Annotated in this window: 15 protein-coding genes; 5 read left to right on the plus strand and 10 right to left on the minus strand. The window is 65.2% G+C overall.

Going from position 1 to position 14021, the window contains the following annotated elements:
- Positions 1–3: 3 nt before the first annotated feature.
- Positions 4–936, minus strand: a complete 933-nt coding sequence (locus ATE59_RS13230) for a DnaJ C-terminal domain-containing protein (protein WP_003047962.1) — start codon at positions 934–936, stop codon at positions 4–6.
- A 132-nt stretch (positions 937–1068) separates the two neighbouring features.
- Between ATE59_RS13230 and pdxH the strand changes: the two genes are divergently transcribed.
- Together pdxH and ATE59_RS13240 are read left to right on the plus strand one after the other, a co-directional pair.
- Positions 1069–1650 carry a pyridoxamine 5'-phosphate oxidase gene (pdxH, locus tag ATE59_RS13235; RefSeq protein ID WP_003047963.1) on the plus strand — a complete coding sequence of 194 codons (582 nt, stop codon included), beginning with the start codon at positions 1069–1071 and terminating at the stop codon, positions 1648–1650.
- Positions 1647–2462, plus strand: coding sequence for a PhzF family phenazine biosynthesis protein (locus ATE59_RS13240; RefSeq protein ID WP_058812767.1), 816 nt, complete (start codon positions 1647–1649; stop codon positions 2460–2462). The genes pdxH and ATE59_RS13240 overlap by 4 nt, the downstream gene beginning before the upstream one ends.
- 18 nt (positions 2463–2480) lie before the next feature.
- On the opposite strand, the gene ATE59_RS13245 is transcribed toward ATE59_RS13240, so the two are convergent.
- Positions 2481–3638, minus strand: a complete 1158-nt coding sequence (locus tag ATE59_RS13245) for a serine hydrolase domain-containing protein (RefSeq protein ID WP_058812768.1) — start codon at positions 3636–3638, stop codon at positions 2481–2483.
- Between the two features lie 8 nt (positions 3639–3646).
- Here ATE59_RS13245 and ATE59_RS13250 point away from each other — a divergent pair, with 8 nt between their 5' ends.
- Entirely contained in the window at positions 3647–4078 is a 432-nt protein-coding gene (locus ATE59_RS13250; RefSeq protein WP_082657426.1) for a hypothetical protein, read from the plus strand.
- Here ATE59_RS13250 and ATE59_RS13255 read toward each other — a convergent pair.
- The 4 genes from ATE59_RS13255 to ATE59_RS13270 all read right to left on the minus strand — a co-directional run bounded on the left by ATE59_RS13255 (position 4062) and on the right by ATE59_RS13270 (position 7447).
- Positions 4062–4313, minus strand: a complete 252-nt coding sequence (locus tag ATE59_RS13255; protein WP_058812769.1) for a hypothetical protein — start codon at positions 4311–4313, stop codon at positions 4062–4064. The two genes, ATE59_RS13250 and ATE59_RS13255, sit on opposite strands and share 17 nt — an antisense overlap.
- A 24-nt stretch (positions 4314–4337) precedes the next feature.
- The gene (locus ATE59_RS13260; RefSeq protein WP_058812770.1) at positions 4338–5564 is read right to left on the minus strand and encodes a low temperature requirement protein A; all 1227 of its coding nucleotides are present in this window, start codon (positions 5562–5564) and stop codon (positions 4338–4340) included.
- Positions 5533–6330, minus strand: coding sequence for an AraC family transcriptional regulator (locus tag ATE59_RS13265; RefSeq protein WP_058812771.1), 798 nt, complete (start codon positions 6328–6330; stop codon positions 5533–5535). The genes ATE59_RS13260 and ATE59_RS13265 overlap by 32 nt, the downstream gene beginning before the upstream one ends.
- 193 nt (positions 6331–6523) lie before the next feature.
- Entirely contained in the window at positions 6524–7447 is a 924-nt protein-coding gene (locus tag ATE59_RS13270) for an alpha/beta fold hydrolase (RefSeq protein WP_058812772.1), read from the minus strand.
- A gap of 285 nt (positions 7448–7732) precedes the next feature.
- Between ATE59_RS13270 and murA the strand changes: the two genes are divergently transcribed.
- Entirely contained in the window at positions 7733–9016 is a 1284-nt protein-coding gene (gene murA, locus ATE59_RS13275) for a UDP-N-acetylglucosamine 1-carboxyvinyltransferase (protein ID WP_003049268.1), read from the plus strand.
- Here murA and ATE59_RS13280 read toward each other — a convergent pair.
- From ATE59_RS13280 to ATE59_RS13300, 4 genes are all read right to left on the minus strand, one after another.
- A complete protein-coding gene (locus tag ATE59_RS13280; protein ID WP_058812773.1) occupies positions 9013–9969 on the minus strand; it encodes a DMT family transporter in 957 nt (318 codons plus the stop codon). The genes murA and ATE59_RS13280 overlap by 4 nt on opposite strands.
- Positions 9966–10967 carry a threonine aldolase family protein gene (locus ATE59_RS13285; RefSeq protein WP_058812792.1) on the minus strand — a complete coding sequence of 334 codons (1002 nt, stop codon included), beginning with the start codon at positions 10965–10967 and terminating at the stop codon, positions 9966–9968. The genes ATE59_RS13280 and ATE59_RS13285 overlap by 4 nt, the downstream gene beginning before the upstream one ends.
- 398 nt (positions 10968–11365) lie before the next feature.
- Positions 11366–12016 carry a DUF1345 domain-containing protein gene (locus ATE59_RS13295; RefSeq protein WP_058812775.1) on the minus strand — a complete coding sequence of 217 codons (651 nt, stop codon included), beginning with the start codon at positions 12014–12016 and terminating at the stop codon, positions 11366–11368.
- Entirely contained in the window at positions 12013–13230 is a 1218-nt protein-coding gene (locus tag ATE59_RS13300) for an argininosuccinate synthase (protein ID WP_058812776.1), read from the minus strand. The genes ATE59_RS13295 and ATE59_RS13300 overlap by 4 nt, the downstream gene beginning before the upstream one ends.
- Before the next feature lie 527 nt (positions 13231–13757).
- Here ATE59_RS13300 and ATE59_RS18260 point away from each other — a divergent pair.
- A partial coding sequence (locus tag ATE59_RS18260) for a hypothetical protein (RefSeq protein ID WP_231737363.1) occupies positions 13758–14021 on the plus strand: 264 nt, incomplete at its 3' end.

Below are 14021 nucleotides of genomic sequence, written 5' to 3' on the forward strand. Positions count from 1 at the left end.
GCATCACACGCCAAGATCGGCCCGCACCGGCCGCGTATCGGTCCAGCCTTCGAGCGCCTTTTCGAGTGCGGTGTCGCCCGAAGGAATGTCCACCATCAACCGGACGAGCTGGTCGCCCCGGCCGCCGCCCTTGCTGCTGAACCCCTTGCCCTTGAGGCGCATCACCTTGCCCGACGAGGAGCCCGCGGGGATCGACAACATCACGGGTCCGTCGACGGTCGGCACCTTGATCTTCGCACCCTTGACCGCTTCGTTCAGCGTGATCGGCAAGTCGAGGCGGATATTGTCGCCATCGCGTTCGTAGAAGGGATGATCCTTGACGCTGATCGTCACGATACCGTCGCCATTGCCTCCCGGGCCCGGCTGCCCCTTGCCCGCAAGGCGCATCTGCGTTCCGGTTTCGACTCCGGCCGGCAGCTTGAGGTCGATGGTCTTGCCATCGGCAAGCGTAATCCGCTGCATCGCCTGGGTCGCCGCATCGACGAACGAAACGCTCAGCCGATAGGCGACATTGGCGCCTTTTTGCGGCGGCGCGCTGCGTCCCCCGCCGAAACCAAATCCGCCGCCACCACCGCGACCGCCGAACAGGCCTTCAAATATGTCGCCAAAGTCGGCGCCCTCGCCACCAAAACCGCCGAAGCCCCCCTGCGGCCCGCCGCGCGGGTCGCCCCGAAAGCCGCCGCCGCCGCCGCCGAAACCGAACGGCATGGCGGGATTGCCCTCTGCATCAATTTCGCCGCGATCGAACTGCGCGCGCTTTTCCTTGTCGGACAACAGGTCATAGGCTTTGGTGACGTCGGAGAATTTCTCCGACGCCTTCGGATTTTCCTTGTTCCGGTCGGGATGCAGCTCTTTTGCAAGCTTGCGATAAGCGGATTTGATTTCCGCTTCGCTTGCGTTTTTCGCCACGCCGAGGGTGGAATAGGGATCTGCCATCTGTCTCCTGTAGCCCGATAAGTGACTGGCCGTGAAGGGCCGATTGCGCGCCATGTGGTAATGGCTGCGCAGAGGGTCAAGTTCCCGACGCTTTTGCTCGACCAGAGGCGCGACGCGGAGTATTGAGCCGGCATGACGACGACCGATCCTTTCGCGCTATTCGACCTATGGTATGGCGAGGCACGCGCGAGTGAACCCAATGACAGCAATGCGATGGCGCTGGCGACCGCGACGGCGGACGGCCATCCGTCGGTGCGGATGGTCCTGCTAAAAGGGCATGGCCCCGACGGGTTCGTCTTCTACACCAATCTCGACAGCCGCAAGGGCGGCGAGCTTGCGGCGAACCCGCATGTCGCCCTGCTCTTTCACTGGAAGTCGCTGCGCCGACAGATTCGCATCGAAGGCCCGGTATCGACCGTCGACGACGCAACCGCCGATGCCTATTTCGCGACGCGCAGCCGCGACAGCCAGCTCGGCGCCTGGGCCAGCCAGCAGTCGCGTCCGCTCGACGCTCGTGAAAGCTTCGAAAGCCGCTTTGCCGAAATGCAGGCGCGCTTCGAAGGACAGGACGTGCCGCGTCCGCCACGCTGGTCGGGCTGGCGCGTGACGCCCGAGCGAATCGAATTCTGGCAGGACCGGGCGCATCGCCTGCACGAACGCACGTTGTTCGTGCGCGCGGGCGATGGCTGGACGAGCGGACTGCTCTACCCATGAGCTGGCGCCGCCTGCCGATCACGCGCGTCGACGCCTTTGCCGAGCGGGCGTTCGAGGGCAATCCGGCGGCCGTCATGCCGCTTGATGAGTGGATGAGCGACGCGATGCTTCAGGCGATCGCGGCGGAGAATAATCTCTCCGAAACCGCCTTCGTCGTCCCCGACGAAACGAGCGAGGCGGATTACGAACTGCGCTGGTTCACGCCCAGGCAGGAGGTCGCGCTGTGCGGCCATGCGACGCTGGCGAGCGGGCATGTACTGCTGACCACCGCCCAGTGGCGCGGCGACATGCGCTTTCGCACGCGCCATGCGGGCATCCTGACCGTCGCGCGCGATGACGAGGACGGATATCGCATGCGCCTGCCCGCCTATCGTCCCGAACCCAAGCCCTTGGCAAAGATCGCAGCCGCGGTCGGCGGGTCGCCGGTCGAGACGCTGTGGCATGAGGGGCGCTATGCGCTGCTGGTCTATGCCGATCCGCGCGAGGTGCGCGCGCTGGCGCCCGACATGGCGGCGCTCAAGGCGCTGGGCGATGTGCAGGCGATCGCCACCGCCGACGGCGCGGGCGACCCAGCGGGCGCCGATGTCGTGAGCCGGGTGTTCGTGCCAAGCGCGGGGATAGATGAAGACCCCGTCACCGGGTCGGCGCACTGCGTCCTTACCCCTTATTGGACGCGCCGACTGGCGCGCGACCGCTTTACCGCCTGGCAGGCGAGCGAGCGCGGTGGGCGAGTCGGCTGTCATATCGACGGCGATCAGGTCGAGCTTTCGGGTCGCTGCGTCACGACGTTGACCGGCGAATTCCTGCTCTGACGATCGCGGCGCAGCGCCTTAGAGCGCGGCAGTCAGATCGGCGAGATGGCGGCGGAGCGCCGGGAACTGCTTGTCCTTCGTTATGCCGAGCCGCACCATCGTGATCCGCTGAGACGGCGACACGATGATATATTGCCCCTGATGCCCGATGCAGGCGAACAGGTCGTTCGGCCCGCGATCGGGCCATAGCGCCGCCCCCACGCCCGCGGGCCGCGCCCGGTTGAGCCAGATGTGCCCGCCATAGCCGGCATCGTTGGGCGACGGCGTCAGCATGAAGCGCATCCAGGTTTCGGGGAGCAGGCGCTGGCCGTTCGCAACGCCATGATTGCGCAGGAATTCGCCGAACTTCGCATAGTCGCGTGCGGTCGCATGCATGATCGATCCGCCGACCATCGTGCCATGCGCGTCGAATTCGGGGGTCAGGCTGGTCATGCCGAGCGGCTCGGTCAGGCGGCCGTGGATGAAATCGAGCATCGCGTCGCGCCGAGCGTCGGGGTTCGAGGACGGGGTCAGTGCGTCGGTCAGGATATCGGCAAGGATGACACTGGTCGCCGAACTATAGTTGAAGACTTCGCCCGGTTTGGCGATCGCGGGCTTGCCCTCGGCAAAGGCGGCCATATCCTGCGCCCCCTTGCCGAACAGCATGTCGACCGTGTCGCCGCGCCAAACCGGGTCACCTTCCTCGACATGTTCGAGGCCCGATGACATGTGCAGCATATCCCTGAGCGTAATCGCACCGCGCGGATCGCCGCTGCGCTGCCATGCCGCGACCGGCACGGGACCGTCGAGCGACAATTGGCCGTCGGCGACCAGAAAGCCGGTCAGCACGGCCGTAATGCTCTTGGCCATCGACCAGCTGATAAGCTTGGTATCGGGGCCGAAGCCGGCGCCATAGCGTTCGTAGATCGGCTTGCCGTCGCGCAGGACCAGCAGTGCGCGCGTCTCCCCGACATCGCCGGCATCGTCGAACAGCGCATCGGCCTTCGCCTTCACCACCGGATCGAGCGCCGGGAGCGCGGGCGACGCAGCGACCGGCACGACATCGTCGATCGATGCACCCAGCCGCGGTGCCGGTGCAGGCGGCGCCATGCTGCCCTGCCCCGCGGCGTGCGTGAGCGACCAGCCACCCAGGAGCGCGAGCGCGGCACTTGCCAGCAGGAGTTTTTTCGTGATCATGGCCGCCCGTGAGTAACACCAACCCACCCGAAACGGCAACGGGCGAACCTGCTGCGGCGCCGACGCCGACCGGCGAGCGCCCGGAAGTGCCGCGCCGCCTGCACGGCCGCAGGCGCGGAGCGAACCGCTGGGGCGGCTGCCTGCCATGGGCGGCGGGGTTCGGCGTCCTGTTGCTGATCTTCCTGATCTGGCAATTTCCGTCGTTCAAGGCGCAGGCCGAACTCGGCTCGGCCTATGCCGCGCGCGTCGGTTGCTCGTGCCGCTATGTCCAGGGACGCAGCCTCGACAGTTGCCAGACGGACTTCGAACCCGGCATGGAACTGGTGTCACTCAGCGACGATCCGGCGACGAAGACGGTGACGGGCAGCGTGCCGCTGCTCGCGTCGCGCAGCGCACGCTATGCCGGTGCCAACGGCTGTTTGATCAACCCCGCACCCTGAACCGCTGTGTGATCAGCGCGAACGCCGCGGGGACGCCGAAGACGAGCAGCCACACCATCGCCTCCTCGTCCCAGCCATAGCCGGCCGAAAGCACGCCGAAGAGCAGATTGGCGACCGATACGACCAACCACAGGATCAGAAACAGCCGGGTCGCGCGGGCGGCGTCGCGAATGGACAGGCGCAGCAGGACCAGCAGGGCCAGCGCGGCGATGAGCATGATCATGGTGTGCGACATGGATTCCTCCCCTGAAACATCCGGCTAGGCATCGGGATCGGCGCCGAATAGCCGGCCAAGTCCCGGCGCCCAGCGCTGCCAGCCGCCGTTGAGCGATCCCCATTCCCAGATCGCGGTGAACAACAGCGCGCCGAAAATTCCCATGCCGAGCGTCAGCGGCTGCCAATGGCCGAACCAGGCCGCGGCGCCGATCGCGAGCAGCAGCGCGCAGCCGAGCATATGCGAAAAGGGCGGCAGCGGCCGATCGTTCGTCGCGCGCTTGAACCCCATATTGCCGACGAGGAAGAGCAGCGCGCCGCCGACGGCAACGGCGAGATAGGCCGGCTCGATATGCCCCTTGGCGTGGGCGAGCAGCATTTCGTCGGCGACCGCAGAGACGACGAGCCCCGCGACGATCGGGATATGCCAATAGGTATAGGCATTGCGCGCGAGCAGCCCGGCGTCGCCGCTCGCCTCGATCAGCTTGCTCCCGCGCACCGCGCCGGTGTCGAAATAGAGCCACCACAGCGCCGCGCTGCCGAGAAAGCAGGTCGCGAAAGCCGTCCAGTGGAGCGCGTCCTGCGGCAACGTTGCAAAGGTCGCCCCGGTGACGAGCACCCCCTCGCCCAGCGCAATGATGATGAACAGCGCGCAGCGTTCGGCCATATGCGCCCCGGCGATGTCCCAGTCGGCCGCGTTCGACCGGCCCAGCCCGGGCGTCGCAAAAAAAGCGAAGGGACCGGCATATTCGATGGCGAGCGCCGCCGCCCAGCACAGCATCCGCACCTCGGCATCCGCGAAGCAGCCCGCGATCCACAGGGGCAGGGTGAGCAGCGACCAGAAGGCGATGCGCGCGAAATTGCGGGCGCGCCCGTCGTGGATCCCCCAGCTTGCCCAGACGACATAAAGCGACCGCCCCAATTGCATCGAACAATAGGCCGCGGCGAACAGCCAGCCATTCTTGCCGAAGGCATAGGGAATGGCGCTCGACAGCGCGAGCCCCGCGAGCATCAGCAGGATCAGCATTAGGCGGACATTGGCGCGGTCGGGGTTGAGCCAGTTCGCAACCCAGGTCGTGTAAATCCACACCCACCAGACCGCGAACAGCAGGATCAGCGCCTGCAACGCCCCCATCAGCGACAGATGCGCGAGCAGACCGTGCGAAAGCTGGGTTATCGCGAAGACGAAAACGAGGTCGAAGAACAGCTCGATATAGGTGACCGGCGCATGGCCGTGCGCGTCACGCGCCCGAAACAGATTGGTCCTCGCCATCGACGCTTGCCCTCCCCTTCATAAGTTTGCGCCACTGGCCGGGAGACATAGCAAGCCTGCGCCGAAACACAGCACAAAGATGCGCGTGACTCGAAAAGCCGGTTGCAAAGGCGATTTCGGCGACGCTCAGCGGCCGGTTGAGCAGGAACCAGCAGGCACGACGCAACCGCTGGTGCAGCACATATTGCGCCGGCGTCCGGCCTGTCGCGCGCGCGAACTGGACGATCAGATTATTGACCGACATGCCCGCTTCCTCGGCAAGCTCGTGGACCGACAGCTGGGTTTCAAGGCCCTTCTGGATATAGCGCATCAGATCGTCGATACGGCGCGCGATGCCCGGCTGCACCGGAAGCGTCGCCGTGGTCGCGAGCCGTTCGGCGATCGCGGCGATCAGCGCGTCGCCCGCCTGGGCATCGCCCGCCGCGAGCGCGCGGGCGAGAGCCGCCATCGCCGGATCATCATGCCCCGCGATCGCCCGCGCATGGGGCGAAACGGCGAGCCGGTGATGCGGAATTTCGACCTCGATGCTCCGCACCGCGCCGCCCTGCGCCGTCGCACGATATTCGTGACCGAAGGGCGCCAGCCACATTTCGCCGGGGATCGGATCGCCCAGCGATGTCCGCCGTCCGTCGAGCCATGTTTCAAGCCAGTGGTAGCTGCCCGCTTCGTAAAGGATCAGCATGTGACAATCGCCAGACACCGTCCAACTGCTCGGGCCGTCGATCCGGTCGACCTTGGCGATTGCCCTGACTTCTCCCGCGTTCATCCAGCGAATATGCCGAATGCGGGAGAATCTGAAAGCCTGCAATATAGGCCAAATCTATGGTTAAATCGCACCTTCAGTTTTTGGGTCGCAAACCAGTGGACGGACTGAAGGTGCACCCCAAAACCGACCCCTCCGGCGGGCGACTGTTACAGTCGTCCGCCGTTTTTCGGGCTCCGCGAAACGGCGACGCGGGTCAGTTTGCGGCGAGAAATTCGTCCATCGCGGCGTTGACCGCATCGGGCGCTTCCCAAGGCACAAAATGGCCGCAGCCCGGCACCTTCACGATGGTGATATCGGGCACCAGTTCCTCGATCCCGTCGAGATTGCACGGCGGCAGCGCGACATCGTCGAGCGCCCAGACGACCAGCGTCGGGATCGTCAGCTTCGGAAAAGGCATCGCGGGCGGCTCGGCATAGGGGTCGTCCATTGCGGGCACATTGGCGGGCGAACCGCGATACCAGTTGATCATCGCGCGGCAGGTGTCGCGATCCTCCCAATCCTTGAGCAGCCGGGCGATCTCGTCGGGCGGCTGGATCCCGCCGCTCGGCACCCTGCCCGCAAAGGCATGGGCCAGGATGCCCGCGATGCCATGCTCCTCGATGATCGCGTCGCTGGCAGGATCGCGGAAGGTACGGATATACTGGCTCGCCGCGCGCTGCTCGGCATTGGTCAGCAGCAAGCGCTGAAAGATCGCGGGGTGCGGCGCATTGGCGATGACCGCCCGCGTGACGCGGCCCGACCATTCGGGATGCAATCCCCCCGTCTGACCGCCGAGCGCCACACCCCACGCGATCGCCCCGCCCCAATCATGCCCGACGACCGTGAAATCGGCGACATCCAGCGCATCGGCGAGCGCGAAGATGTCGGCGATCAGCTTGTCGGGGGTGTAGGAGGCGGCGTCCTGCGGCTTCGACGACCCGCGATAGCCGCGCTGATCGGGCGCGATGCAGCGGAAATGCTGCGCGAAATGCGGCAGCTGAAAGCGCCAGGTGCGGTGCGATTCGGGAAAGCCGTGGAGGAAGATCAGCACCGGCGCATCGCGCGGCCCCATATCAACAACGTCGAGCTCGACCCCCGTCGCCAGCCTGACCCGCACCTGATCGAAATCGCCGCTCATGCATCGCTCCTCTGGTTTCATTTCAAAACCGTCTGGCCGAGCGCGTCGCCCCTGGCAAGCTGCAACAAATGGCGGGTCGGTGGCGACCGTGGCGGCTGCAGGGTATCAAATGGCCCTACGGGGAACCGCTTCGTGTTTCCCGGCGCCCGCCGGCGCACTCAATATCGACGCTGGACACCCACTCCTCCGCCATCGGGGATGACGATGCCGCAAATGTCCTGCTTCGCTCGCAACCCGACCACCGCATCCGCTTGCACGCACCCACGCATCCGCTAAAGACGCCCGATGGATCAGATCGTCATTCGCGGCGGCCAGCGACTCAAGGGCCGTATCCCCATCTCGGGCGCCAAGAACGCCGCGCTCACCCTTCTGCCCTGTGCGCTGCTGACCGACGAGCCGCTGACCCTGCGCAACCTGCCGCGGCTCGCCGACGTCGACGGCTTCGGGCATCTGCTCAACCAGCTCGGCTGTTCGACGACGATCGAAGGATCGCGGCCCGAAGATTTCGGCCGCGTGATGACCGCGCGCGCGACGACGCTGACCTCGACCGTCGCGCCCTATGACATCGTCCGCAAGATGCGCGCGTCGATCCTCGTGCTCGGCCCGCTGCTGGCGCGCGCGGGCGAAGCCACCGTATCGTTGCCGGGGGGCTGCGCCATCGGCAATCGCCCGATCGACCTGCATCTGAAGGCGCTGGAGGCTTTCGGCGCCGAGATCGAACTCGCGTCGGGCTATGTGAAGGCCGTCGCCCCCGGCGGGCGCCTTGCCGGCGGCAAGTTCACCTTCCCGGTCGTGTCGGTCGGTGCGACCGAAAATGCGGTGATGGCGGCGGTTCTCGCCAAGGGCACCTGCGTTCTCGAAAACGCCGCGCGCGAGCCCGAGATCGTCGATCTGTGCAACTGCCTGGTCGCGATGGGCGCGCATATCGACGGCATCGGGACCGAAACGCTGACGATCGAAGGCGTCGACCGCCTGCATGGCGCGACCTATCGCGTGATGGCCGACCGCATCGAAGCGGGCAGCTACGCCTGCGCCGCGGTGATCACCCAGGGCGATGTCGAACTGGTCGGCGCCAAGGCGGACGAGATGGAAGCGACGCTCGCCGCGCTCCGCGAAGCCGGCGCGACGGTCGAGACGACCAAGGCCGGGATCCGCGTCGCGATGGACGGCCGCGCCGAACCCGTGACACTGTCGACCGCGCCCTACCCCGGCTTCGCCACCGACATGCAGGCGCAGTTCATGGCGATGGCGACGCTCGGTACCGGCGCCTCGCTGTTTACAGAGACGATCTTCGAAAACCGCTACATGCACGTCCCCGAACTGGCGCGCATGGGCTGCGACATCCAGGTCAAGGGCCGCACCGCGATCGTCCGCGGCGTCGATCATCTGGTCGGCGCGCCGGTGATGGCGACCGACCTGCGCGCGTCGATGAGCCTGATCATTGCGGGGCTGGCGGCGCAGGGCCAGACCGAGGTCAACCGCGTCTATCATCTCGACCGCGGCTATGAGCGGCTGGAGGAAAAGCTGCAGGCGGTCGGCGCCGATATCGAGCGGATCAGCGCGGGCTAGTCGCGCTCGACCGGCAAAGACACCATATTGCCGCTTACTGAGGGTTTGGCGGGCCGTTTCGCGACCGCGATCACCAGTCCGACAAGCGCGACCGCGCCGCCCGCGATCGACAGCGGCGCCCAGTGATAGCCCTCGAGCGCGGTCGAAAAGCCCATCGCGATGATCGGGATCAGCACGCTCGACCAGGCCGCCTGGCCCGGCCCCACCGCGCGGATGACGCCGAAATAGAGCGGGAAGGTAACGGCGCTCGCAATGACGCCGAGATAGAAGACGCCGCCGATATAGGCCGGCGTCGCCTCGATGCGCGGCGGACCGGTGGTGATCCACGCAAAGGCGCCGTCGGCAAGCGCGCCGAACAGCATGGCCCACGCGATCATCACGATCATCGACTGCGCGCGCGCGAAATGCGTCCCCTGCATCACATTGGAAACCGAGGCGCTGAGCACCCCCGACAGGGTGAGCGCGGTTCCGATCAGCACGGCGTGCGCGTCGAGCGCGGCGGCGCGATATTCGTGCAGGATCATCATCGCCACCCCGCCGATCGCAATCCCCGCCCCCGCCAGAAAACGCGCCTCGATCGGTGTGCGGAGGAACAGGCGGCCGAGCAATGTGTTGGGAACGATCAGCAGCGCGAACAGCACCGCCACCAGCCCCGACGTGATATGCTGTTCGGCGCGGTAGACGAAATTGAAGTTGAAGGCGAATTGCGCGACGCCGAGCAGGGCCCCGAACGCCAGCGCGCGCGGACCCGGCATCAATCGCTCGCGGCGCATAACGGCAAAGGCGAACATTGCCGCCGCCGCGACCGCAAAACGATAGGTGACCGACCAACTCGGCGGCACGATGCCAAGCTGTCCCTTGATGACGATCCAGGTCGATCCCCAGATCAGCGTTACCAGCGCAAAGGGAAGCAGGACGCGCGGGCTGAGCAGCGACGCCGACGGTGCGGTCATAGCGCCGCGATCGCGGCGGCGAGCGGCGCCACCGCGGCGGCATCCTGGTCCCAGCTGGTGACGAGACGCGCGGCGCCCTCGCCCCAATCGTAAAAGTCGAAGCCCAGGGCGCGCAGGTCGGCGGCTTCCTCTGCGCTCAGCCGCACGAAGAGTTCGTTCGCCTCGACGGGGTGCATCAGCCGGTCGCCGCACGCCTGCGCGAGCGCCTGCGCGCCGGCATTGGCGGCGCGCGCATTCGCGAGCCACAGATCGTCCTTCAGCATAGCGCGGATCTGCGCGGCGACGAAGCGTCCCTTGCTGAGCAGATGTCCGCCGCGCTTCTTGAGCTCGCGAACGCCGGCACCGCCGCTGCCACCAAAGAAAACCAGTGCCTCAGCCATCATCGCACCGTTTTTGGTGAAACCGAAAGACAGCGCATCGACCCCGGCGCGCCATGTCACATCAGCGGGCGAACAGCCGGCGAAGGCGACCGCATTGGCGAAACGCGCGCCGTCCATATGCAGCTTCATGCCGTTGGCCCGCGCAATTTCGCTGATTTCGCGCACCTCGTCCGGCCGCCACGCCAAGCCATATTCGGTGGCGTTAGTAATGCTGATCGCGGCGGGCTGCACCTGATGCACATCCTTGCGGATGCCGGCGATGCGTGCCTTCAGCGCCTCGGCGTCGATCTTTGCCCCCGCGCCCGGCAGCGTCATCAGCTTGGCGCCGCCCGAATAGAAGGTCGGCGCACCGCATTCGTCGACTTCGATATGCGCCTCTTCATAGCAGAGGATACCCTGCCACGGCCGTACGAAATGGGCGAGGATGATGCTGTTCGCCGCGGTGCCGGTCGCAATCCACACAACCTCGCAAGAGGTTTCGAACAGGTCCGAAAAGGCCGCGTCGAGCGACTGGCTGATCGCGTCGCCGTCATAGGCGGTGTCGACATGATTGGCGGCGGCAAGCGCCTCCATTACGGCGGGGTGGACGGCGGCGGCATTGTCCGAAAAAAAGCGCATGGCGGTCATGACGTCGCCCTTAGCGCAGGATGTGACGTCATGCTAAGCCGTTATTTGTGAAATTCAGTGCCATTCGTTCGCGAAATCGAGACAATATACTTTCCAAAGGAAGTTAATGGCGCCGGCGATAGATTTTGCGGCCCAGCGAGCGCGACCAGCGCACATAATAGGCACCGGGCAATAGCAGGCGCGTGGCGATGCCATGCGTCGTTATGATCAGGGCCAGGCGTGGCAGCCAGATGAGGCAGGGTATCCATTCGTGTCGGGCGGAATCATGGGCGGGCGGCGCATCCATATGCTGTTCTCCGAGTCCGCCCCATTTCCGCAAATTAGCATAAGCGGGGGAGAATGGAGACAGGAAACGCCGCGTCGCGCGACCATCGGCCCGGCAATCCGGTTCAACCGCCGCTGAGACTGTTTATCGTGAACGCGATGACGCCGATGTTGAAGACGAAGGCGGCAAAGCTCTGGACCAGTGCGATGCGGCGCCAATGGGGGCTGTGGATCTCCACATCGCTCGTCTGGAAGGTCATTCCCAGCGTGTAGGCGAAATAGGCGAAATCCCAATATCCGGGCTGACGCTCGCCCGGAAAGTCTATGCCGCCGCGATACTCGCCCTTGCGATCGGGCGCGTAGAACAGATGCGCATAGTGCAGCGCGAACACCATGTTGAAGAACAGCCAGGCGACGAGCAGCGTGCCGAGCACCAAAATCTTCTGCCAGAGCAGCGGCGCGTCGGCGCGGCCGTGGAGAATGAAGCCGACGCCGAACAGCACAAGCATCAGCACTGCGACGGTGATCGCGAGCGAGATGAGCTGATCGGGATCGTTGCGCTCGGCCTGTTCCCGGATCGCGCCATTGCCGTCGCGGAACAGCGGCACCAGCGTTGCGAAGAAGACCAGTGCTGCGGCGACGAAACCGAGCAACGCCGCCTCGGGCCAGGCGAAGCGCAGATGAAAGAGCGGTATGTCGGCGAGCAGGACGGTGAACAGCACAAAGCGCCACGGCACCCGGGCCTGCCGGATCGCCGTCTTGCCCGTCTGCGTCACCGATCGCGCTTCGCGAGCAGCTTGAGGCGCAGCGCGTTCAGCTTGATGAAGCCCGCCGCATCCTTCTGGTCATAGGCGCCGGCATCATCCTCGAAGGTCACATGCGCTTCGCTGTAGAGGCTGTTCGGCGACTTGCGGCCGACGACGCTGGCATTGCCCTTGTAGAGCTTCAGGCGGACGGTGCCGCTCACCTTTTCCTGACTGTGGTCGATCGCCGCCTGCAGCATCTCGCGCTCGGGCGCGAACCAGAAGCCATTGTAGATGAGCTCGGCATATTTCGGCATCAGCTCGTCCTTGAGATGCGCCGCGCCGCGATCGAGCGTGATGCTTTCGATCCCGCGATGCGCCCGGGCATAGATTTCGCCGCCCGGCGTTTCGTACATACCGCGCGACTTCATGCCGACGAAGCGGTTTTCGACGAGGTCGAGGCGGCCGATACCATGCTTGCGGCCGAGGTCGTTAAGCGCCGCGAGCAGCGTCGCGGGCGACATCGCCTGACCGTTGAGCGCGACGCCATCGCCGCGTTCGAAATCGATCGCGATATATTCGGGCGCGTCGGGTGCATCCTCGGGATTCGCGGTGCGCGAATAGACGTAATCGGGCGTTTCCTGCCACGGATCCTCGAGCACCTTGCCTTCCGAGGACGTGTGGAGCAGGTTCGCGTCGGTCGAGAAGGGGCTTTCGCCGCGCTTGTCCTTCGGCACCGGAATCTGGTTCTTTTCGGCGAAGTCGATGAGCGCGGTGCGGCTCGTCAGATCCCATTCGCGCCACGGCGCGATCACCTTGATGTCGGGGTTGAGCGCGTAGCAGGACAGCTCGAAGCGCACCTGGTCATTGCCCTTGCCCGTCGCGCCGTGCGCCACCGCGTCGGCGCCCGTTTCGCGGGCGATTTCGACCAGCCGCTTCGAAATCAGCGGCCGCGCGATCGACGTGCCGAGCAGATAATCGCCTTCATAACGCGCGTTGGCGCGCATCATCGGGAAAACGAAGTCGCGCACGAATTCCTCGCGCACATCGTCGATGTAGATATGCTCTGGCTTGATCCCCATCAGCTCGGCCTTGGCCCGCGCCGGTTCGAGTTCCTCACCCTGTCCCAGATCGGCGGTGAAGGTCACCACCTCGCACCCATAGGTGACCTGCAGCCATTTCAGGATGACGCTGGTGTCGAGTCCCCCCGAATAGGCAAGGACGACGCGCTTGATGGACTCGGACATGGCAGTACCTTCTGGCGGGAAATGACGCGGGCGCGGCTAGCAGGACTGCCGACGCGGCGCAACGGCCCGATCGGAAAAAGAGACGGAAAACTGCGAAACTTCACGCGCAAATCATAGTCGCGCAGCCGCGCGCGGCCTCAACGGCAGCCCAAACGCGACAAGAGAACCGGTGCGCAGGGTCAAAATACCTCCTTCTTCGCTTTGAGGGCGGCCGCGTCGAAGCGGCCAAGCGACCAAGATGGGCGGAGACAAACGGCATAAGCAGGAGGCTAGCGCGGCCCGGTTTTGTAGGACAGCGATTTGCTGGGATGAAATGGCGGCGTCCGACCTGAAGTAGACACTCGCGCTTCCTTGCCCGCTCGCATCGAGCGAAGTCGAGATGCCCCTCGCGCTAGGCGCCGTGTCGCTGGGTGTCTCGACTTCGCTCGACACGAACGGAAAATGAGTTTCGTCGGCTAGCGACCGATTGCGGACGAACCGCACTATGCTATGCTTGATGCTTCAAGTGCAAAGGTCGGGAGGTTGGATTGATTGATGCGGCCCCTCAAATGCCGCCTTTGCCGACTAGGCCGGTCGCAGAAGCTATTGTGGATTGCGGGGTCAATCCTGGAACATTTACCATAAGCTATGAGGACGACCTGCAAGGCAACATGATTGTCTTTGCAAGAGGTTCGGGCGCCAATGAACGCAATCTAGGCCGTGTTGACAAAAGGGATTCCCAAGCCCGCCTCCTTCTGATTCAAGACTGCTTTTTGAGGAGCAGTCATGGGTCGCGGGGATTTGTCGGATGC

The organism is Sphingopyxis sp. A083 (assembly GCF_001468495.1).
In the GTDB taxonomy this organism is placed as follows: Bacteria; Pseudomonadota; Alphaproteobacteria; order Sphingomonadales; family Sphingomonadaceae; genus Sphingopyxis; species Sphingopyxis terrae.

What these genes read in the sequence shown, in the direction of transcription:
- ATE59_RS13230 (WP_003047962.1), bottom strand. Translation starts at nt 936, where the DNA reads ATGGCAGATCCCTATTCCACCCTCGGCGTGGCGAAAAACGCAAGCGAA.
- pdxH (WP_003047963.1), top strand. Translation starts at nt 1,069, where the DNA reads ATGACGACGACCGATCCTTTCGCGCTATTCGACCTATGGTATGGCGAG.
- ATE59_RS13240 (WP_058812767.1), top strand. Translation starts at nt 1,647, where the DNA reads ATGAGCTGGCGCCGCCTGCCGATCACGCGCGTCGACGCCTTTGCCGAG.
- ATE59_RS13245 (WP_058812768.1), bottom strand. Translation starts at nt 3,638, where the DNA reads ATGATCACGAAAAAACTCCTGCTGGCAAGTGCCGCGCTCGCGCTCCTG.
- ATE59_RS13255 (WP_058812769.1), bottom strand. Translation starts at nt 4,313, where the DNA reads ATGTCGCACACCATGATCATGCTCATCGCCGCGCTGGCCCTGCTGGTC.
- ATE59_RS13260 (WP_058812770.1), bottom strand. Translation starts at nt 5,564, where the DNA reads ATGGCGAGGACCAATCTGTTTCGGGCGCGTGACGCGCACGGCCATGCG.
- ATE59_RS13265 (WP_058812771.1), bottom strand. Translation starts at nt 6,330, where the DNA reads ATGAACGCGGGAGAAGTCAGGGCAATCGCCAAGGTCGACCGGATCGAC.
- ATE59_RS13270 (WP_058812772.1), bottom strand. Translation starts at nt 7,447, where the DNA reads ATGAGCGGCGATTTCGATCAGGTGCGGGTCAGGCTGGCGACGGGGGTC.
- murA (WP_003049268.1), top strand. Translation starts at nt 7,733, where the DNA reads ATGGATCAGATCGTCATTCGCGGCGGCCAGCGACTCAAGGGCCGTATC.
- ATE59_RS13280 (WP_058812773.1), bottom strand. Translation starts at nt 9,969, where the DNA reads ATGACCGCACCGTCGGCGTCGCTGCTCAGCCCGCGCGTCCTGCTTCCC.
- ATE59_RS13285 (WP_058812792.1), bottom strand. Translation starts at nt 10,967, where the DNA reads ATGCGCTTTTTTTCGGACAATGCCGCCGCCGTCCACCCCGCCGTAATG.
- ATE59_RS13300 (WP_058812776.1), bottom strand. Translation starts at nt 13,230, where the DNA reads ATGTCCGAGTCCATCAAGCGCGTCGTCCTTGCCTATTCGGGGGGACTC.